Genomic DNA, 21,595 nt, shown 5'->3' with positions numbered 1-21,595 from the left:
CTTTTTTGTGTTTTATAGGTTATGTTTTTTGAATTTATATAATTACCGTTTTCAGCGTTTTGAAAAATAATGATTTAATAATGTAATCAGCTTTTGTTTAGATAACGGTTTTGTTAAATAGTCATTCATACCAACATTTAAAGACTGACTGATTGCTTCCTTAGTTACATTGGCAGATAAACCTATGATTAATATATCTTTATTTGTGTTGCGAATCTTTTTTGTTGCTTCATAACCATTTATTACTGGCATATGAATGTCCATTAAAATTAATTGGTAATCATTGTGTGTGGCTTTGTCTATGGCTTCCTCACCATTATTAGCCTCATCGGGTGTAATTCCTAATTGCTCTAAAATTTTTGTGAGAACTAGTCTATTAATCTTATTATCATCAACAATTAAAACTTTAATGCGTTCTAGTACTTCAGTACTAAGGTTAAGTGATACCTCGTTTTCTTTGATTGTTTCAGAAATAGGAAAAGGAATTTTAAAGATAAATTCACTCCCAACTTCTAATTCACTTTCTACAGTGATGTTTCCACCCATAAGTTTTGCAAGACTTTTGCTTATATAAAGTCCTAAGCCACTTCCAGAATGTTTTTTCTTTAATCCAAAATCTATTTGCGTAAAGCGCTCAAAAATGCGTGACAAGTTTTCTTTCGGAATGCCAATTCCTGTGTCTTTAATGTTAATACAAACCTTTAATATTTTGTTATCGAGATGTTCTTTATAACGAATATGAACGCCACCTGTGCCTGTGAATTTTAAGGCGTTTTTTAAGAGGTTTATTATGATTTGGTTATATTTTCCTTCATCTCCAATTACGGTCGTATTTTGATAAGCGCTAAACTCTAAATTTAAGTACAAATTCTTTTCTTTATAATCAGAAGCATACTGACTGACAATAGCTTTTAATTCCTCTGAAGGTTTGAAGGAGACATTATTGAGTTTTGTTTCTTGAGATTCAATTTTATCAATGTCTAAAACATCATCCACTAAAGCGAGCAAGTTTTTAGACGACTTATCCATTAAGTCTAAATAGGCTTGATTGGTGTCCTTCAGATTGTTGTGTTTTAATAATTGTATAAAACCTAGAATAGCGTTTAAAGGCGTGCGTATTTCATGACTCATATTGGATAAAAATGCAGTTTTAGCTTGTGATGCTTTTTCTGCTCTATTTCGTTCCTTGTAGAGTTTTTTATTAGTTTTTGTTAATTCTTCATTAATAGCAATAGTGCGTTTGGCTTCTTTTTTTGCTATTAAGTAGAAATAAATAATAAGGCTCATTAGTGTTGATAAAACAATACCAAAATAGAGCATGTTTAATAAGGAAGTGCTCTTATCTAAAAAAAAACTCGATGATGTTGGTGTTACTGTTATATCCCATACCTGCATATCTAGCTGGTCTATAGTAAGTGTACTAGAATAGTGGTAATCTAAAGTTAAATTATCTTCTAAAACTGTATTGTGATTGTAAAATACAGAGCCTTTACCGTCTGTAATTTGAATACCATAATCTTGCATATTATAAGCGAAGTCGTCTAGATTTTTCTCAAAATCCATTCCGGCTGTGATAGTTCCTTGAAATTTGTCCTTAAAAAAGACAGGAACATCCACTAAAAAAGCATCTCCTCCTTGCGTGAGTTTTGCCCAAGGGGTTATGTTGGTAGAACTATCTTTGCTGTGTTTTAGCCATTCATCTTTTCGATACTCTATTTTAGAAATGTCTAATCCGATAACGGGTTCATTACCTTTAAGTGGATTTATTTTTCTAATAATCATGGAACTATCAATCCATTCAATAAATTTAAAGGACTGATTTTGTTCTAAAATCATTTCGGCATCATGCTCCCAGTATTCAAAATATCGGCCATCGGTTTTTTCTAAACGATGTTTTAGGTTTTCTAAGCGCTGAATGTCACGATTTACAATAGAATTGAATTTTTAAGTTAAAATCTCTCCCGTAATTTGAACCTGATTTTTTAAAGCTAACTTTTGAACGTTGATAGATATACTCCAAATGGCTAGAATAATTACGTTGAGGATAATAAAAGAAAAAAAAGAAAATGCAAGTTCTTTTTTTGCAAACGATGGCATCATTTAAACTCAGTATTTTTCAACTAATATAAGTATTAAAATAATTGGACTCTAATAAATATCTAAAGTTTTGATTCATAATTTTTTAAGTCATCATAGAGTCGTTTTTTTTTAGCTGCTTTTTAAAGGCAGTATTTTTATGCTTTTACATCTGTTTATTAAAATTTTTTAAAATCATAAATTGTTACGGTATCTGGTTTAGTATTTATAGTACTGACAATGGATGTGTTCATCTTTAGGTAGGAAAACCTAAAGATCTGTACGACTTCCTATTTTTAAAATATCGTAAATAATTTTTAGGTGATACTTTACAGTGTTTTCTGAAATAAATAAATCTGCTCCAATTTCCTTATTTGTTTTGCCTTGTTTTACCAATGCAATGATCTGATTTTGCCGATCGGTTAAGTCGTAGTTGTTTAGATTTATTTTATTCTGTCCAGATTCATTCAACTCTTGGGTTACCCGTTCTAAATCGCTGCGAATGCTGTTAATTTCTAATTCAGCAATTTTTCGCTTGCGTTTTGCGATGCTATAAAAATAAAAGAGTAAGGACAAAGTAATGACAAGTGTAGTGATGAGCACGCCATAAATCTTTCGAATTTTATTTTGATTTTCATTTTCACGATTACGACGTTGTTCTAGTAATTTTTTTTCTAATAGTTGAAGCCTTCCGCTTTTATTGTTGCCGTTAAATTTAGTTGCTAATTTTCCGACTTCACGTGTCGCTTCAAGGGCTTTTTCAAAATCACCTATCTCAGAATAATAAAAAGAAATGTCATCGTACATCGCAATGATATAGATATCTACTTTATACTTTTCGGCATAATACAGACCCTTGTCAAAACTTTCAATAACCTTATCGTGTAATCCTTGTTTTTTGTAGAGGCTTATTTTTTTTCTGTATACTAACGGTAGGTGTTTTGGAGCACCTTTTTCTAAAATTTTTAAAGCTTTGTTTAAATATTGGTCGCCTTCCACATAGTTTTCCTGGCGAATATCCATATAAGCTAAAGCGGAGTAGTAAAAGCCTTGGGTTTCTACATCGAGATATTTTATGTTGCTTTCAGAAATTGTTGGCATCATCTCAATAACCTTGTCAAATTCAAGTAAATCAAAGTGTACTAACAAGCGTTCAACTTTGTATCGTGTTTCAACCTTTTCTTTGTCGTTGGTTAATAATCCTACATTTCGAGCTAGCTCTAGATTCTCTATGGCTTGCGTGTAGTTAAATAAGCCTTTATATATAATATACTTTTCTAAATATGCGTTGTAGATGTCTTTATTTGAAGACTCCGGATTATAGATAATATGCTCACATTTAAGAATGCGTTGATCCTCTGCTGTAAGTTCTTCTTCCGCTAAATGATATTGGTCGTCCTGAAACTTATTTTGACTATTTCCGCTTTGAATAGGAAATAACACGAACGAAAATATTAATAAAATATAACGTATCAAATGGGTTAATTATCTTGGGGATGAGCTGCAAAGATATAACCTATTCATAAAATTACGTCATCTTATACCTACAAAATGGATGGGCTAATAACGGATGTGTTGTTTTTTATTTAGCTCTTATAAGTAATTCTAATATTAAAATTTTGACACCATAATTTTTAAAGCTAAAACCGTTCACTTTTTAAAAAGAAACAGCTAATGAATAAGTGTCAGATATACAGTATTTTAATGTTCTACTACCTAGTGGGTAGTGGTTATTGAGGGCTGGTTTTTTTTCAAAACTACCCTTTTACTACCTCGTTAATTTTAGGAAATTTTACGAGTGTTATGGACTTTTGATCTCGCCAAAAAAAATAATAAGACGGCCATTAAGTTTACAGGTTGAGGTCATTTACGTACCTATTTTATAGATACATCTATGTGGTAGTAAATTGCTGAGATGTCAAAGGAGACTGAATTATGGATACTCATATTAGAAATTTCGTGATCGTAATTTGTACGAAATACTCTAAATAAGATAAATTGATAGATACTTTTTAGGGGATTAATTAGGGTGTATTTATCTTGCAATCATTATTAGGTGTGACAACATCAAAGTAGTGATTGCTTTTTTTTAGGGGGAATAATTGTGCTTGGTTTTGCTATTAGGCTAAAAAATTTTATCATTTAGAATGATAGGTTCTTCCTTTTACTACGTTAACATTTCTGAAGCTATTTTTTAAGGTCAAAATCGTGAGACCAGTTAAAATCGTTTTGTACGATGCTATCGTTACAAAGGTTGTTAACTTCTTGCAATGGCTTGTCTAAAGTCAGGGTGATAGGTCATACTAAACTATAGCATTTCGGCCTTAATACTTTTGGCAATTTCTTCAGGTGTAAAACTAATAGCTGCTAAGTGATCAGCTATACTTGTATCTATAGTGAGTGCTACCACAATTGGGTGTGGTACTTATTAAAGCAACAAAAACAACCAGAGCAATCTATGCTATGTTTTAAAAAGACACAACTAGCTTTCTAGTGGTTAAAAGGTGATATACACAAAGTAGTTAAGAACAACACTATTGAATAAATATCAATACTGCAATAGGGATTACGTCTGTTGCCGTATATAAGACCGGGTTGTACTTTCCTTTGCCTTGACGTATGTATTTGCCGTCCCAAGTATATAAAACGGTATTATAGTCGCCTTTGCCTAGCCTTATGTATTCGCCATCCCATGTGTAAAGCACTGTATTATAGTCGCCTTTTCCTTGGCGTAGATATTTGTTATCCCAAGTGGCTAAAACGGTATTGTAGTCACCTTTGCCTTGTCTGAGGTATTTACCATCAAAAGTGAATAGAACCGTATTGTAACTGCCTTTACCTTGCCTTAAGTATTTGCCGTCCCAAGTATATACTACTCGGTTATAATCGCCTTTGCCTTCTCTAATATACGCTTGTGCATCTATAATTAGTACAGACAGTAAAAATGTAAGAGTAAAAACCAGTTTCATACTTTGCTTTGTTGTGCGGTTTTTAGGGTTTGTCTTTCAAATATAAATGATATTATTGACAGACAGTTGTCTGTTAAGTCAGTGGCTTAAGATTCAAAATGTCTTAAAACAACTATACAGGTTATGAAATAAACTCCGATATAATTATATAAGGCTTGTTGTTATTCATAAAGGGTAGACATCATTAAATTTCTTTTTTATAGATTTGTTTTACACTCCAAAATCCCCTCTGAACTAATGAATCTTATCATAAATGAAATCAAAAAAGGAAACCGTCAGGTTTTTAAAAATTTTTTCAATAAAAATTATGAAGATTTAGTTATATATGCCAATGGGTATTTGTTTGACAAACAGGCAAGTGAAGATGTGGTTCAGGATGTTTTTGTTTACATCTGGGAAAAACCTGAAAAGATAAATATAGAATCCTCACTTCAGGGTTATATATATAGAATGGTTAGAAACCGATGTCTAAACTATTTAAAATCCTTGAAAATTACTGATAATTTTGACCTTCTGGATTTTAATATTGCACTCATAACTGAACATGTTTTTGATACTACTTCAGATCAGGACAAGCAAATTGTTTATCATCAAGTTCTCAAAATAGTAGATTCACTTCCTGATAAAATGCAGCAAATTGTAAGACTTAAATTTTTGCATGGTTACAAGTACAAAGAAATTGCTGCCGAATTGGATATCTCCATTAATACCGTAAAAACACAGTTAAAAAGAGCTAAACTGAAAATTAGCGAATCTATCATGTGTGTGCTTGTATTATTAGATTTATACCAATAAATTCACTACAAATAGTCGTACTTAACAATAACTTCACATTTTTTTAACAAAAATGTCACCCTTTTTTTAATTTTCGTTGTCTTTATAGTAAAGCCCCGAATAAATAGATCATTATGGAGTTTAAAATTCTCATCAAAAAACTAAACGATACGCTTTCAAAAAAGGAAGAGGCTATTTTCGATTCATGGCTTAATGAGTCTGACCTTCATAGGGTGTATTTTGCCAGAATGAAAAATAATTATTCAAAAGATATAGAGGATATTGATGTTGAAAAAGCTTGGAAAAAACTTTCAACTAAATTATCAGATAGAAATATAAAGAATTCCTATTGGAAGTATGCGGTGGCAGCGGCTATTGTGCTTCTTATTTCAATTCCGTTTTTAACGCGACAACTTTCCTCTGAAAAATCATTGGAACATCAAATAGTGACTTCCAATATACAACCAGGATCAAATAAGGCGATTTTAACATTGGAAGACGGTACACAAATGCCCTTGGAAAAGGATTCTAAATTTTCAAAAGGCAATATGGTCGTAAAAGGCGAAAAAGTATCATATAATACACCTGTAAAAGATGCAAATGTTGCTGAAATCAGATATAATTACCTTACAATTCCAAGAGGTGGTCAATATTTCGTTGAACTCTCTGATGGTACCCAAGTATGGTTGAACTCGGAATCAAAAATAAAATACCCTGTGCGTTTTATTGAGGGTAAACCGCGAAATATCGAATTAGTTTATGGAGAGGCATATTTTGATGTGTCACCAAGTAGTAAACATAAGGGGGCAACCTTCAATGTGCTTACAAAATCTCAGGAAATCACTGTACTTGGTACAGAGTTTAATGTTAAGGCTTATGAAGATGAAAATACCATATTTAGTACGTTGGTAGAAGGCAAAGTAGCTGTGACGTCAGAATTTGGGGAGAAATTATTGAATCCGGGGCAACAATGTGCAATAAATATAGAAAACAATAGCTTAACGGTAAAAAATGTAGATGTTGCCTATGAAACATCGTGGCGAAACGGTTATTTCATGTTTGACAAGGAGTCCTTGGGACATATGATGAAGACCTTATCGAGATGGTACGATGTTGAAGTGTTATTTGAAAATGAAAACAACCGAGATATTGTGTTTTCTGGAATTTTAAACAGAAGTGATAATATTGAAGAATTACTAAATAACATTAAGAAAACAGGAGAAATGGATTTTAAAATAGATGATAAAAAGATAATCATAAAATAAAAAAGGAATAAAGCCAGCACCTTCCACAGCAGTAGCTAAATCCCTTTAAAGAGAATTAATTAAAATAATGTTTAACTAACTCCATGCAAATTTATGAAAATTAAAATGACCAACCTCTTCGTTTGTCATAAACGAAGATTTTTAACGGTAATGATGAAAACGTTTATCTTTCTGTTTTGTACTACAGTCTTTAGTTTAAGTCCGAAACTAGGATTTTCTCAAGATGTTGATATCGTTATAGATTCCGATCAATCGTTATCCATTGAAAAGATTTTTTCGTTAATAAATAAACAAACGGATTTAAAATTTGTTTATAGAAATGATCTTATAAAAAATGTTCCTCAAGTACCTCTCGAAAAAGGCATCATTAAAGTAAGCATACTACTTGAGAAAAGTTTGACTCCAGGTAATTTGACTTTTGAGTTTTCTAAGAGTACAGTGATTGTAAAAAAGAGAGAGAAGAGTTCATCTAACTTGAGACAAGCTGTGACGGTAACAGGAAAAGTAGTAGATGAAAATGGAGTTCCGATGATGGGAGTTACTATTTTGGTAAAAAATAAAAATATAGGAACTTCAACTGATTTTAATGGTGAATATTCTATAAAAGCGAATTCTAATGATGCTTTAGTTTTTTCTTCTATTGGTTTTTTTACTCAAACTATCGAAGTGAAGGACCAGCATAACATTGACGTAATTCTAGTGGAGGATGTTGCGTCTTTGAGTGAAGTTATCATAACAGGGTACAATACTATTGTTGAGAAAAAAAACACAGGGGCAATAAGTACTGTGAAAACAAAGGATATCCCAGCATGGAATCCTCAAATTGATAATATGATCCAAGGTCAAATCGCCGGTGTTGCAGTTGCAAAAACCTCGGGTGAGGTTGGTTCTGTGCCTATTGTTAAAATAAGAGGAACATCTACATTAACGGGAAACACGTCTCCTTTGTGGGTTGTTGATGGTGTAGTTTTGGAAGATCCAGTGCCATTAACGCCAGCAGAATTGAATACTCCAGACTTAGTAAATCGTATTGGAAACTCCATGTCAGGTATAAATCCCCAAGATATAGAGTCTATAACGGTGCTAAAAGATGCTTCTGCATCAGCAATTTATGGAGTTAGAGCAGCAGGTGGTGTTATTGTACTTAAAACTAAAAGAGGCATTGAAGGAAAACCAGTAATTAATATTAACATCGGTACAAGTGTTACTCAGAGACCACGCTATAGTGACTTTAACCTCATGAATTCTAAAGAGCGGATTGGCATAGAACAGTATTACTTTGATTCTGGATTACAATATTATAACGCTGATGCCAATATCAATTCTGTTGGACTTGCTGGGGCATATGCACGGTATAAAAATAGAGATTTACAAAATTGGCAACAATTTGAGGATGAAGTACGTTTAGCGCAAACGTCTAATACAGATTGGTTTAAGGAGCTGTTTAGAGATGCCGTAAGTTTATCAACTGATTTTAATATCTCAGGTGGTGGTAAGAATGTTAATTATTATGCGTCATTATCTTATTTGAATCAAGAAGGAACAGATGTTTTGACTACAAATAGACGCTACAACGGTTCAGTTAAGTTAAATGCAAAATTGTCCGAGAAATTGAATGTAGAATTATATTTATCTACTTTTAATACTAACAGATCTTCATATCCTTATAGCTATGTTCCTGCAGGAATATCGAATTTTACGAGAGTTACTCCGACCCCTTTTAACTATGCTATAAATACCAGTAGAACATTCCCTCTTTATAATAATGATGGAAGCTATAACATGTACCGAGGGCACAGTGATTTTTATTTGTTCAATATTATGAATGAATATGATAATTCTAACCAAGAAACTAAAACAAACAGTAATACTACTAGACTATCCATTAATTATGATGCTCTTGATAACCTTAAATTTTTTGGAGTATTTAATTTTACCAATAGTAATCAGTTAAATGAGACGTACTATACAGAAGAGACGAATCAAGTCGCTGGAATAAGAAGGTCTAATTATGGAGAACCTGCGCCAGAAGACAGTAATTTGCCTAGAGGCGGTGTTATTTTTTCTAATTCTAATTTTCAGGAATATTATATGACGCGAATGGCTGTGGAATATACTCCAGTTGAAACTGATGTGAATTATTTTAAATTTTACGCAGGAGGAGAATACCGCGTTAATAATTACAGAGGTGATAATACAGTTGGATGGGGCTATTTGCATGATAGAGGACGTGTCATTGCTACCAGTGAGAATATCGGTGAAGAGTTGGCTGGTTCACCTTATTTGAAAATTAGAGACTATACTACTAAATCTGCGTCATATTTTGGTGTATTAACATATTCTCTATATGATAAGTATGTCATCAATGGTAATGTGCGTTTCGATGGGTCAAATTTATTTGGTTCAAGTCCAGAATATAGATGGGAGCCTGCTTGGTCTGTTTCAGGAAGGTGGAATGTGATGGAAGAAAATTTTCTTAAAGAAAGTGTATTCGATAATCTATCAATCCGTGCTTCATATGGGTTACAAGGGTCCACCAATTCGCAAAATACGCCTCAAATTGTAGCGTCATTTTTAAATCCTGCATATTGGTCAGACTTAGATTTATTGACAATAGCTTCTCCAGCGAATCCCAATCTAAGATGGGAGAAAACATATAGTACCAATATTGGGTTAGATTTTGCAATATTAAATAATAGAATTCAGGGAGCAATTGACGTATATGATCGGTATAGTAAAGATTTGATTACTAATACTAGAATTTCTGAAGTCAACGGTTTTTCATCATTGCCTATTAATTTTGCTGATGTCTCTAATAAAGGAGTTGAATTTGGGTTAACAACTAGGAATATTCGTAATGCTAAACCTGGCTTTAATTGGAGTACCACAGTAAATTTTGCCTATAATAAAAATGAGGTTAAGAAAGTAAATATAGATCCAAATGTGTCAAGAATGTTATCCCCATTTCCTTATAAACCTGATGCAGCCATTGTTGGAAAACCTTTAAATGCGCTTTATTCAGTTTCTTACAGTCACTTGGATGAAAATGGAATCGCTCATTTTAATCTTGCGAATGGTGAGACAACAACCTCTTCAAGAGATCTAGAATTTGGTATGGAAGACCTGGTGTATAATGGTCCAATAGAAGCTCCATACCAAGGAGGAATTAGCAATCTCTTTGAATTTCGAAATTTTCGACTTTCAGCGCTCATGACCTATGGATTTGGTAATTATTTCAGAAAAGAAGAAATTTTAACGTCATGGATGTATTCTCCGGATCAAAATTTGAATAGGGAACTTCTTAACGCTTGGAGAGAGCCAGGAGATGAAAACTTTACTGATATTCCGCATATTCAAAATGAAACAGGAGCTAATAATCATAAGTACTATTGGAACAAGAGTGATATTAGAGTGATTAAAGGAGACTATTTACGCTTAAGTAATGTGACACTTCAATACAATTTACCAGAAAATATGCTCAAAAGTTTAAAGTTAACAAGAGGTTATATTCAAATTGAAGGTAACAATTTATTGCTGTTTGCTGATGAAGGTTTAGATGGGTATGATCCAGAAACTTTCCCATACAAATCTTTACCTATCCCAACTTCATTTTTGATGAGTTTTAATGTGACATTTTAATTAAACATAATATTATGAAATCTATTTTAAAGAAAATTATACCAGTATTAGTCCTATTAATGACTTCCTGCGATAAGGCTTTAGAGGAGGAGCCTCAAAATAAATTGAAGCCACAAACAATTAGTGATTATGTAGAATTATTAAATTTTGCATATCCTACTACGAAAGATTATGGAACCATTGTAGCTTTAGATTATTATGTGGAAATGATGACTGACGATCAAGACATAAGATATTTAAACATTGATCGAGGAGAATATGCGTTGCACCCCTTCACATTCGAGGATACCCATGAGCATAGTTCCATGCTAAATGGCTACGATCAGGCTTGGAAAAACTTTTATCAAACAATATATTATACCAACGTTGTTATAGACAATGTGGATGATGCAGATGGAAATGCTGAGGAAATAGCTTATACTAAAGGTGAAGCAATGGTGCTACGGGCGTTTTCTTATTTTAAGCTTGTTAATCTTTATGGTGCGCCATATAGTGAGAGTACAGCTAGTTCTGATTTGGGGGTGCCTCTCAAATTGGATCCCACAGTACAGGCAGAGTCTTATGTAAGAAACACAGTACAGGAAGTTTATGATCAAATTAATAATGACCTTTTAGCAGGTATTCAATTAATGGAAGAGAATGATCAACGTGTCACATCTGTTTACAAAATAACACCTGTTGCTGCTAATTTATTGGCATCTAGGGTTGCGCTATACCAACAAAGGTATCAAGATGTCATTTTGTTTGCAGATAAAACTATAGGACTTAATAATACATTATTTGATCTTTCAACAAACTCTATAAATTTTGCCCAAACAAGTTGGGGATATGGTCAAGGAACACATTATTTTAATGATGGAAATTCAAATCTGTTATTTAAATATGGTTCAAATGAAATGTACTATTATGTCTTTTTCCCAGGAGCACTTGCAATTTCAGATGATCTCACAGATTTATATGAACCAGGCGATTTAAGGTTATATTATTTTACGTATGTGAAAGGACCTTTGGGAAGAGCTTATTTTAAAAACAGACCGTTTCCAAATCGTTTGGGAGAACCTATTCGTGGATTCAGGGTAGAGGAGGCTTTTTTAAATAGAGCAGAAGCTTACGCAATGTTAAACCAGCAAGATCAAGCATTGGCAGACCTTAACACTATTAGAAGAACTAAATTTGATGCGTCATTTGATGCAAATCCAGATTATTATAAATATACTACTCAAGTTTATGACAGTCAAGAAGAAGTTATAAATGTAGTTAGGGATGAAAGACGTCGAGAACTCTTTGGCGAATTCCATAGATGGTATGATTTGAGGCGTTATGGTATGCCTGAAATTATCCACAGTTATGATAATGAGACCTATATCCTTTCTGATAATGATCCGCGGTATATATTACAAATCCCACAAATAGAACTTGACTATAATCCATTGATGCAAAAAAATCCAAGATAAAATATATTCATTATGAAAAATATTACAAATATTACTCGTTTATCTCTACTCGTCGTCGTAGTGGCGTGTATCGTTGCGTGCAGCAAAGAAGGGCCTCTTGAAGCAGACTATGTAGCTCCAAATGAGTTACCTGCAAATCTTGTTTCAGGAAGTCCATTAAATGATAGAATTTTAAGCTTATACGATGATTTTGGTATTGTGGTGTATACCGATATTACAAACCCTAGGATGTATGAAGATTTAGTTTCAGAAGAAGGTCTGAATATTTCAGAAGAAAGAATGCCTGCTGATACGACTGCTGCAATAATCTATATCAATATGATTGAAGATGAATTTATAAATGAACTTCCCCTTGACAACAGAAACCTCGTACCACGAAATTTCTATTTATTTGAAAATGATTTAATTGTAGGAACTAGTTCTTATAATAGCTATGAATACATATCAAAGCTTTGGTATAATTCCAATGGAGATTTGACCGTTGGAGGCTTAAAAAATGAAGAAATGGATAGCACAAAACTCAAACAAACGTTCTACTATGGGCTTTCTAACATATTCCGTAATGATGCAACAAACACCAATTCCTTTTATCAACCATTTGTAGATATAAAGACAGATGCAGCTGTTTATTATTGGCAAGTCAACTCTTTAGATTCAGCCTATGAAAAAGGGTTTTTAACGGATAACCAAAACCTAATCAAATCCCACCAACAAGATTTTGACCTATTTGCAGCATGGGCCGCAACAACCCCAAATAGTACGAAAGATAGCATCTTTAATCTTTATCCAATGGTAAGACAAAAATACGATCTCGTAGATGCGATGTTTAGACAAGAAGGTGTTGATTTGGATATTGTTAATGCAAATTGGGAGGAGAGCCCTTATAATCCTGAAAACAACTAATTTATGAATAATTTAAAAATGAACAACAACTTATTTTTTCTTGTGTTAACATTGATATTAATCGTGTCTTGTGAAAAGAAGGAGAAAAAAGCAATAAAATCTAACGCAATAGTTGTAACCGGACAGGTTGAAAACGTAAAGGACACAACTTTGAATTTTTCATATTATGCCTATGACTTTTTACAAAATTTAACGCAACATCCTGTTGAGTTTGATAGTGTAGGGAAGTTTAAAATGAGGTTGGAGTCAAAAGAACCCCTCAAGGGTTGGTTTTCTTTTGGAAGAACACCTATAACTGAAGAATTTAGTTTCACTACTAAAGACGGAAAAGACTCTATTGTTAAAACAGGAACTTTTGATTCTAAGATGTTGTATCTCTATTTAAAACAAGGAGATAGTATGAATGTGGCTGTGGATGCTGATGATATAAAAGAGACCTTAAATATTACAGGAGACTCCACAGATGATATTCTATTTGCAATTGCAGAAGAAGAAACATTTAACGATTATAAACATAAATATCTCAAAAATTGGTATGATGTTAGTCAAAGAGAACCAAATGATTTTAAACAAAATGCAGAGAGGCTATATAATGAAAAAATGGATTTTCTCAATGATTATAAATCCAAATATAATCTCAGTGAAGAATTAATAAGGTTTTATGAAATCAATAACTATGCAACATTAATTAGTTCTAAAATCAATTATCCAAGTATAAACTCGAGTTACAACAATAATAAGGAACCTGATTTGCCAGAAGATTATTTTGACTTTTTAAAAGATGTGAATTTAGACTACAGTATTAGTGAAAATGGCATTGGATACTTTTATTCTCTTAAAGCGTTTTTGAAGAAAAAGTATGACCTATATATAGAGAAGGAATCCGAACCTGAAGAGTTTTATGATTGGTTAGAAAATGAACTTCCAGAAAAGGTAAGGTATGAGTATATGGCTTATTCTTTATCTAGTGATTTTTCAAATAGACTTTACAATGCTTTTGACGCTTCTTCGCCCTATCCAGAAATGGCAAAGGTAGTTCGGGAAAAATTCACACATTTAGAAGGTATGCTCGAAGGAAGTGAGGCACCTGATGTTAAATTTGAAAATACTAAAGGAGAAAGTGTTTCTTTATCAGATTTTAGAGGTAAGTATACTTATATTGATTTATGGGCAACTTGGTGTGGTCCTTGTATTAAGGAAATTCCGAGTCTTCAAAAGGTTGAAAAGCAATATCATGGTAAGAATATACAGTTTGTTAGTATATCTTTTGACAAGGCAAAAGATCATGAGAAATGGTTGAATTTTGTAAAAGAAAAATCTCTTACTGGTCATCAATTAATTGCCAGTAAGGAAACACACGATATACTTTCAGAAACCTATAATATAAAAATGATTCCGAGATTTATTTTTTTAGATCCTGAAGGAAAAGTTATTGATGCCACGGCACCATTTCCATCAGATCCTATGCTTTTAAAATTGTTTGACAAACACCAACTTTAACCCTATTGCGATGTATTTAAGACTTTTTATAGGATTCATTTTCATCTTGTCAACCAGTTTAGTAGTTGGTCAAGTTACAATTGAGAATCAACACTATTTTGATTCATTTTTCAAAAATGAGAAAGGTAAAAATTTATTGTTGTTAGGAGAAAATCACTCTTCTTCTGTAGCTTCAACCATTTACCCCGAGCTAATCAAATCGCTGTATGAAAACAAAGGTTTGAGAACGTTGTTTATTGAATTCGGACCTGCCGAAGCCTATTTTTATAATAAATATTTAGAATCAGGAGATGAAAAATATTTAGCATATACAATTTATGGCGGATTTTATACATCATGGAAGGAAGCATGGAAAGAAATATACACCTTTAATTCCACAAAGGAAGTGCCTCTGAAAGTCGTTGGAGTTGATTTTGATAGAACTCGGACCTTCGGTTATAGTCTGTACAATATTTTAAAGCCACATAAAGAAAAAGGGTTGCCAAAGTCAATTGATTCATTATTGTCTGTAATAAAAGATCAAAGTTTTTTTAAAACATATACCATAGGCCATCCATCTGAAGAAGGTAAAGCTTTTGTGAAAAGCACAAAGGAGTTACTGAAAAAACATAAAACGGAGTTATTTGGACTGCTTAAAAAGGAGGATGGTGAAGTGTTGAGTCAACTCATGTTAAATCGAGCTGAAGGTTATGGTGGAACAAGGGAAGAAGACATTAAACAGAATATTGTTCAGTACCTAAACAGTTCGGAAGAAAGGAATTTTTTAATGCTTGTAGGAAGAGATCATTTATATTATAAACCGTTATACGACGACAATCCCAGAATGGCAAAACTATTAAAAGAAGAGACTTCTTTAAATTTAATATCGGGAGTTATTTTGCATGAGGATTCAGGACAATGGGGAGATAATTATGAAGAGGAAATTATTCTAAATGAAGTCCAAAACAAAACACCTTGGAAAGATTTTTATTCTATCCTAAAAGATCAGATGAATAGTGATTTCACAATTATCGAATTAACCAACCAGTTAGAGGCTTTATCCATTTATATGGATTATATTCTAGTTGCCAAAAATCAGCCGGCAATAAAAATATAGTTTGTTTTTTTTTAATTATTATTTGAGTTAATTTCAAAATCACCTCAGTTTTATTTTGAGGTGATTTTTTTTAACATCAACTTTTATTTCAACTATTTCCTTTTATCTATTTGTTCATTAGATTAAATACAAACATAACCCAATGAAATATATACTTACATTATTAACATTGATTTTATCTGTCACTGTCTATTCCCAAGTATTGGAGCCCGTAAAATGGTTCACCACTATTGAGAAAATTTCAGATACAGAATACGACCTGATTATGACCGCGACCATAGACCGTGGCTGGCACCTCTATTCGCAAGTGGTTCCTGAGGACGGACCAATACCCACTACCTTTACATTCGCCAAATCAGAAGCTTTTGAATTAGTCGGCAAGACCTTGGAAGGAGAAGGACACACTGTTGATGATCCTGTCTTCAACATGATGATCAAATTCTTTGAGGACAAGGCTCAATTTAAACAACGTATCAAAGTTTTAAATGCTGAACTGTCAATGGTAAAAGGTGAAGTAGAGTTTATGGTCTGTGATGACCAACGCTGCCTACCTCCAACATACATTGATTTTAACTTTAACATCCAGAACACAGAGGGCGCAGATAAGGAAGACGCATATAACGATCTTGATTTTTCTGAGACCACCCTTGATAACACTTACACACCACAAGGCGAGGAAGAATCGGACAAAGGGCTTTGGGCTATATTTATTTTGGCTTTTCTATCAGGGTTTGCAGCGTTATTGACTCCTTGCGTCTTCCCTATGATTCCGATGACCGTTAGCTTTTTTACGAAACAGAGCAAGTCTAAGGCGGCAGGGATTAGGAATGCCATTATCTATGGATTAGCCATTATAGTTATTTATGTGCTGTTGGGCACAGGTGTAACCGCTATTTTTGGGGCAGATGCGCTCAACGCATTGGCCACCAACGTATGGTTTAATGTCATCTTCTTTTTATTGTTAGTGGTATTTGCAGTATCCTTTTTGGGAGCCTTTGAGATCATGTTACCCAATTCATGGGCCAATAAAGTGGACAAGCAAGCTGATAGAGGTGGACTTGTTGGCATTTTCTTTATGGCCCTTGCCCTTGCCATCGTTTCGTTTTCATGTACAGGACCAATCGTTGGAACTTTATTGGTTGAAGCCGCCTCAAAAGGAGGGATAGCACCGATTGTAGGCATGTTTGGGTTTTCACTAGCAATTGCACTGCCCTTTGCATTGTTTGCAGCCTTCCCTGGTTGGTTGAACTCGTTACCAAAATCTGGAGGCTGGCTGAACACGGTCAAAGTCGTCCTAGGGTTTTTAGAACTAGCACTAGCCTTTAAATTTTTATCCCAAGCAGATTTAGTACTGCAACTACATATCCTTGAAAGAGAAGTATTCATAGCCATCTGGATTGCTATATTTGGGGCCTTGGCACTGTACCTCTTTGGGAAGATCAAATTACCGCATGATTCGCCGCTTGCTTATATTTCGGTGGGACGTTTGATGATGGCATTGCTAGTGACGTCTTTTACCATTTACATGATTCCAGGATTATGGGGAGCACCGCTGAACTTAATCAGTGCGTTTCCACCACCATTGGAGTATAGCGAATCACCTTATGGTGTTGGATATTCTAAAGTAACGGCAGGTTCCGCTGCAAACCATGAGGAGCTTCCAGAAGGTGCTCACCTTTTAGCACCGCACGATATCATGGCGTTCAACGACTATGACCTGGGCTTGGCCTATGCCAAAAAAGTGGATAAGCCAGTGATGATTGATTTTACAGGTTGGGCGTGCGTGAATTGTAGAAAAATGGAACAGAACGTTTGGCCAAAGGCTAAAATTTTGAGCGTCTTGAAGAATGAGGTCGTGCTGATTTCATTATATGTCGACGATAAACGGAAGTTGGAAGAAGGCGATATCGTAGAGTCTCAGTTGCGTCCAGGAAAGAAGCTCAAATACATTGGGCAGAAATGGAGTGAGATGCAAACCATAAAATATAAAGCCAACACTCAGCCTTTCTATGTGCTGATGGATCACGATGAGGAGAATCTAGTCAAACCTATTGGCTATACACCAGATGCCGAAGCGTATTTTGAATGGATGCAAGCAGGATTAAAAAATTATAAAAATTCAACCGTTGAATAGTTTTAGTGTTACATTCAGGTAATAATGATTTTTTAAATCGAGGAGGATGCTTTTCTCTAAGAATAAACAAGAAAAACTAAAGCAAACAAAACTATTGCGAAAGTAGTGGCTTTTTTGTGGTTTATAGGGTTCTTGCTAGAATGATAACCCAAATTATTGAAAGTTGTTTTCTATAATTGAATTTATAGTCAGGTGTAACTCTAGACAGTCTTATGAATAAGTCTTAAATAGTGCTGATTTACAGCAGTTTGTTCTGGATTAAGCATACAGTATTGTTTGTAGGAAAACCTTTAATTAAACCTGATTTTGTTTTACATTTGCTGAAAATTTTAGATTTTCAAATAATCACTAATGAAAAAACGGTTCTTTTTCCTGTGTTTAGTTCCTTTAGTTCTTTTTTCTCAAAAAGAAACGTCATCTAAAGCATTTGATTCTATATTTTATGACATTGCCATAAATATTTCTTCTTCCAATCCGATTAAAGCGCTGCATTTGTCGGATTCTTTATTCATTAATTCTAAAAATGTAAAGCAAAAGTTAAAATCGCTTATGCTTACTGCAGATATTTTAGCGAAACAAGAGAAACGAGGTGAAGCTATTATGTATGCACAACAAGCGCTTGAAATTGCTATAGCTGAAAAAGATTATAATTTTAAATCTAGAATATATGGGTTTTTATCAACCCAATATCGACTAATTGGTTTTTTAGATAAGGGAAAAAAATTCCTAAATAAAGGCATAGAGGCCAGTGAGCAAATGTCAGATAAAGAACAAGTCATAAAGTACAGGGCTTTGGGTTATCAGGAAATGGCAGAATACGATTTGGTTGATGAAAATTATAAAAAAGCAATTGAACATCTTAAGTTGGCGACCCATGCTTATCAAAAAGAAGACAATATCCAACTCAAACACTTCACTCTAGCTAATGTAGAAGAAATGATTGCTCGCTCCTATAACCAACTTGGAGAAGTAGAAAAAGAAATGATGCATTTGTCTAGAGCTAACATGCTAATAAATAAAGCAGACGCTGGGAGCTCTTTATGGGCAGCTTTAATTTATAGAAGGTTAGGTTTTGCATTTCTACAATCTAAGGCCATAGACAGTGCTGGTGTCTTTCTCAATAAAGCCTTAGTTATTTCTGAAAAAAGCAATCATGGGTCTTTAAAAGAGAAAATATATAAGGATTTAGGTGATTATTATAAACAAAAACAAGACTTAGATAGTGTTGTTTATTACAATGCAAAATATGATGCTGTTTTAACTGAAAACACGCTTAAAAAAAAGCACATGATAAATAGTGCTTATAATATGCTAAAAGTAGAGCCTAAACAGGCGTCTTCTAATATTAAGTTTTATGTTATTATTGGAGGGTTATGTTTACTATTAATTCTTGGTGTATATCATAATAGAAAAAACATATTTCATAGCCTTAAGATTAATACTGCTGACGGTAATGATAACTCTGCAGAAGTTCTTTTGTCTAAAAAAACAAAAAAAGAACTTCTAAAAAAATTAGTAGCCTTTGAAGCATCAAATCAGTTTTTAGATAAAAATATGTCATTATCAACTTTAGTCGGTGAGTTAAATACTAATGCTAAATATTTGAGAGCGATACTTAAATTTGAGAAACATACGGATTACAATAGTTATATCAATGAATTGCGTATTAAGTATATTGTCGAAAAGTTAAAAACCAATCACGAGTACTTAAATTATAAGATAAGTTATCTAGCTGAAGAGTCTGGTTTTTCTTCGCACAGTAAATTTTCTGCTAGTTTTAAGAATATTACAGGGCTTTGTCCTTCAAAATTCATTGAAGACTTAGAAGCTAATACGGACTAATTTTTCTTCCATACTGTCAGGTGTATAATGCTCCTTTCTCAATAGGAGTATATTCTTCATAGTTAAAATAATTTACCTGTATCCTCATTACTTTTATGAATTGCCTTCAAAATTAGAGTGCAATACATCATTTTCCTGAACAAATACGTAACTACAACAAAATCAATTGTTTGCACACTGTCTGTTTTACGGTAAATGGCTATTGTACAATTCGTATAACCTTCATTGATAATCTAATTTTGCATAATTAATGCGTATCCCTCTAATATACTGTTTCGTTTTTTATCATTTGTTTTCAATTTTTTAACCAAAACAGTATAACTCTCATTTTAAAAATAGAAGTATTTAAGCCTTAAGGCAAAACAATCAGAATTCATGAAAAAACTATTATTACTACTTATTTTAATTACAAGTAATCTTATTTATTCGCAAGTAGGTATTGGTACCGATATGCCTAATCCATCCACTCAATTAGAAATTGTATCTGGAAATCGTGGGATCTTAATACCGCAATTGCCACTAACTAGTGTTACCGATCAAACAACCATTTCAGCAGGGAATATTGAAAGCTTATTGGTGTATAACACAAATACTTCTTCAACGCTAAGTCCTGGATATTATTATTGGTTTGAAGGGCGTTGGAATAAGTTAATGGTAGAAGATGATTTGCCAGATAATATTGTGTTTTGGGATATTCAAAATAATGAATTTACCTATACAGATGAAAATGGAGATGATCATGTAATTAATATGTCTGACCTTGAAAATTTAACATACCTTGGGCTTAATACAGAAGATTTCACATTAGAATACACGGATGAAGATGGTGTGGTAACGAGTATAGATCTTGAAGATGCAATTAAACATTTTGAAGTCTTAACTACGATTGTCGCTAACAGTGATGGTACTTTTACGTTTACAGATGAAGAAGGCAATCTAACTGTAATAGATATTAGTGATTTAGAAACTCTAACGAGTTTAGCACTTAACGCAGATAACAGGCATATCGATTATACCGATGAGAATGGTACAGTTACACAATTAGATTTAACGCAAATCGTACAGAATCTAGAAACACTAACGACTGTTGTTGAAAATAATGACGGTACATTTTCTTTTACAGATGAAGCAGGAAGCACAACCATAATAGACATTGGTAATCTTGAAACAATAACTTCAATTCAAGATAATGGTGACGGTACCATTACCTATAGAGATGAAAATGGTAATGAAACTGTTATTAGTTTATCGGCAGGACCAGCAGGTCAAGATGGAACATCAGCATATCAAGAATGGTTAGCAGCAGGGCACTCAGGATCAGAACAAGACTTTTTAGATGCATTAGTAGGTCCAGCCGGACAAGATGGAGCAGACGGCACCTCAGTAACGGTAACGGATAACGGTAATGGTACTATAACTGTAAGCGATGGTACAAACGATGTAGTAGTTTCTAACGGAACAGATGGTGAAGATGGGGCAGACGGCACCTCAGTAACGGTAACGGATAATGGTAATGGTACTGTAACCGTAAGTGATGGTACAACCGATGTTGTTGTATCAGATGGAGCAGATGGATTAACTCCAGAAATAGGAACGAATAATCATTGGATAATCGGAGGAGTTGATACAGGTATTGTTGCAGGAGGACAAAATGGTGATTCAGCATACGAAGAATGGTTAGCTGCTGGTAATTCAGGGTCAGAACAAGACTTTTTAGATGCATTAGTAGGTCCAGCCGGACAAGATGGAGCAGACGGCACCTCAGTAACGGTAACGGATAACGGTAATGGTACTATAACTGTAAGTGATGGTACAACCGATGTAGTAGTTTCTAACGGAACAGATGGTGAAGATGGAGTAGATGGCACCTCAGTGACGGTAACCGATAATGGTAATGGTACTGTAACTGTAAGTGATGGCACAACCGATGTTGTTGTATCAGA

12 protein-coding genes and 1 pseudogene are annotated in these 21,595 nt (G+C 33.6%); 10 read left to right on the top strand and 3 right to left on the bottom strand.

Annotated features, from left to right (window positions below):
* Positions 1–51 precede the first annotated feature (51 nt).
* The 3 genes from K1X16_RS08940 to K1X16_RS08930 form a co-directional block, all read right to left on the bottom strand.
* Positions 52–1,836 (bottom strand): response regulator, encoded by a 1,785-nt coding sequence (locus K1X16_RS08940; protein WP_225035842.1) that lies wholly within the window; start codon positions 1,834–1,836, stop codon positions 52–54.
* A 510-nt stretch (positions 1,837–2,346) separates the two neighbouring features.
* Positions 2,347–3,519: a LuxR C-terminal-related transcriptional regulator gene (locus tag K1X16_RS18050; protein WP_225035841.1), complete on the bottom strand. Its 1,173-nt coding sequence runs from the start codon at positions 3,517–3,519 to the stop codon at positions 2,347–2,349.
* Between the two features lie 1,091 nt (positions 3,520–4,610).
* Positions 4,611–5,045, bottom strand: coding sequence for a hypothetical protein (locus K1X16_RS08930; protein ID WP_225035840.1), 435 nt, complete (start codon positions 5,043–5,045; stop codon positions 4,611–4,613).
* A gap of 237 nt (positions 5,046–5,282) precedes the next feature.
* On the opposite strand from K1X16_RS08930, the gene K1X16_RS08925 reads away from it, so the two are divergent.
* The 10 genes and pseudogenes from K1X16_RS08925 to K1X16_RS08880 all read left to right on the top strand — a co-directional run.
* Entirely contained in the window at positions 5,283–5,840 is a 558-nt protein-coding gene (locus K1X16_RS08925) for an RNA polymerase sigma factor (RefSeq protein ID WP_225035839.1), read from the top strand.
* A 113-nt stretch (positions 5,841–5,953) separates the two neighbouring features.
* Positions 5,954–7,084 (top strand): FecR family protein, encoded by a 1,131-nt coding sequence (locus tag K1X16_RS08920; protein WP_225035838.1) that lies wholly within the window; start codon positions 5,954–5,956, stop codon positions 7,082–7,084.
* Positions 7,085–7,237: 153 nt separating this feature from the next.
* Complete coding sequence (locus K1X16_RS08915) at positions 7,238–10,723, top strand: SusC/RagA family TonB-linked outer membrane protein (protein ID WP_225035837.1); 3,486 nt, start codon at positions 7,238–7,240, stop codon at positions 10,721–10,723.
* Between the two features lie 14 nt (positions 10,724–10,737).
* Entirely contained in the window at positions 10,738–12,177 is a 1,440-nt protein-coding gene (locus K1X16_RS08910) for a RagB/SusD family nutrient uptake outer membrane protein (protein ID WP_225035836.1), read from the top strand.
* Positions 12,178–12,189: 12 nt separating this feature from the next.
* Positions 12,190–13,080 carry a hypothetical protein gene (locus tag K1X16_RS08905; protein ID WP_225035835.1) on the top strand — a complete coding sequence of 297 codons (891 nt, stop codon included), beginning with the start codon at positions 12,190–12,192 and terminating at the stop codon, positions 13,078–13,080.
* 3 nt (positions 13,081–13,083) lie between these two features.
* Positions 13,084–14,580: a TlpA family protein disulfide reductase gene (locus K1X16_RS08900; RefSeq protein WP_225035834.1), complete on the top strand. Its 1,497-nt coding sequence runs from the start codon at positions 13,084–13,086 to the stop codon at positions 14,578–14,580.
* Positions 14,561–15,676 carry a hypothetical protein gene (locus tag K1X16_RS08895; protein ID WP_225035833.1) on the top strand — a complete coding sequence of 372 codons (1,116 nt, stop codon included), beginning with the start codon at positions 14,561–14,563 and terminating at the stop codon, positions 15,674–15,676. Before K1X16_RS08900 ends, K1X16_RS08895 begins: the two co-directional genes overlap by 20 nt.
* Positions 15,677–15,818: 142 nt before the next feature.
* Positions 15,819–17,810: a protein-disulfide reductase DsbD family protein gene (locus tag K1X16_RS08890; RefSeq protein WP_225035832.1), complete on the top strand. Its 1,992-nt coding sequence runs from the start codon at positions 15,819–15,821 to the stop codon at positions 17,808–17,810.
* 351 nt (positions 17,811–18,161) lie between these two features.
* Positions 18,162–19,652 carry a helix-turn-helix domain-containing protein gene (locus tag K1X16_RS08885; protein ID WP_225035831.1) on the top strand — a complete coding sequence of 497 codons (1,491 nt, stop codon included), beginning with the start codon at positions 18,162–18,164 and terminating at the stop codon, positions 19,650–19,652.
* A 375-nt stretch (positions 19,653–20,027) separates the two neighbouring features.
* Positions 20,028–21,595: pseudogene (locus tag K1X16_RS08880) on the top strand (hypothetical protein); the annotation flags it as partial.

The organism is Winogradskyella sp. SM1960 (assembly GCF_020179375.1).
GTDB classification, from domain to species: Bacteria; Bacteroidota; Bacteroidia; order Flavobacteriales; family Flavobacteriaceae; genus Winogradskyella; species Winogradskyella marina.
The sequence above is the reverse complement of the archived record's forward strand: the minus strand, read 5'-3'. Positions and strand labels throughout refer to the sequence as shown.

What these genes read in the sequence shown, in the direction of transcription:
- K1X16_RS08890 (WP_225035832.1), top strand. Translation starts at nt 15,819, where the DNA reads ATGAAATATATACTTACATTATTAACATTGATTTTATCTGTCACTGTC.
- K1X16_RS08940 (WP_225035842.1), bottom strand. Translation starts at nt 1,836, where the DNA reads ATGATTTTAGAACAAAATCAGTCCTTTAAATTTATTGAATGGATTGAT.
- K1X16_RS08910 (WP_225035836.1), top strand. Translation starts at nt 10,738, where the DNA reads ATGAAATCTATTTTAAAGAAAATTATACCAGTATTAGTCCTATTAATG.
- K1X16_RS08900 (WP_225035834.1), top strand. Translation starts at nt 13,084, where the DNA reads ATGAATAATTTAAAAATGAACAACAACTTATTTTTTCTTGTGTTAACA.
- K1X16_RS08905 (WP_225035835.1), top strand. Translation starts at nt 12,190, where the DNA reads ATGAAAAATATTACAAATATTACTCGTTTATCTCTACTCGTCGTCGTA.
- K1X16_RS08920 (WP_225035838.1), top strand. Translation starts at nt 5,954, where the DNA reads ATGGAGTTTAAAATTCTCATCAAAAAACTAAACGATACGCTTTCAAAA.
- K1X16_RS08925 (WP_225035839.1), top strand. Translation starts at nt 5,283, where the DNA reads ATGAATCTTATCATAAATGAAATCAAAAAAGGAAACCGTCAGGTTTTT.
- K1X16_RS08885 (WP_225035831.1), top strand. Translation starts at nt 18,162, where the DNA reads ATGAAAAAACGGTTCTTTTTCCTGTGTTTAGTTCCTTTAGTTCTTTTT.
- K1X16_RS08915 (WP_225035837.1), top strand. Translation starts at nt 7,238, where the DNA reads ATGAAAACGTTTATCTTTCTGTTTTGTACTACAGTCTTTAGTTTAAGT.
- K1X16_RS08930 (WP_225035840.1), bottom strand. Translation starts at nt 5,045, where the DNA reads ATGAAACTGGTTTTTACTCTTACATTTTTACTGTCTGTACTAATTATA.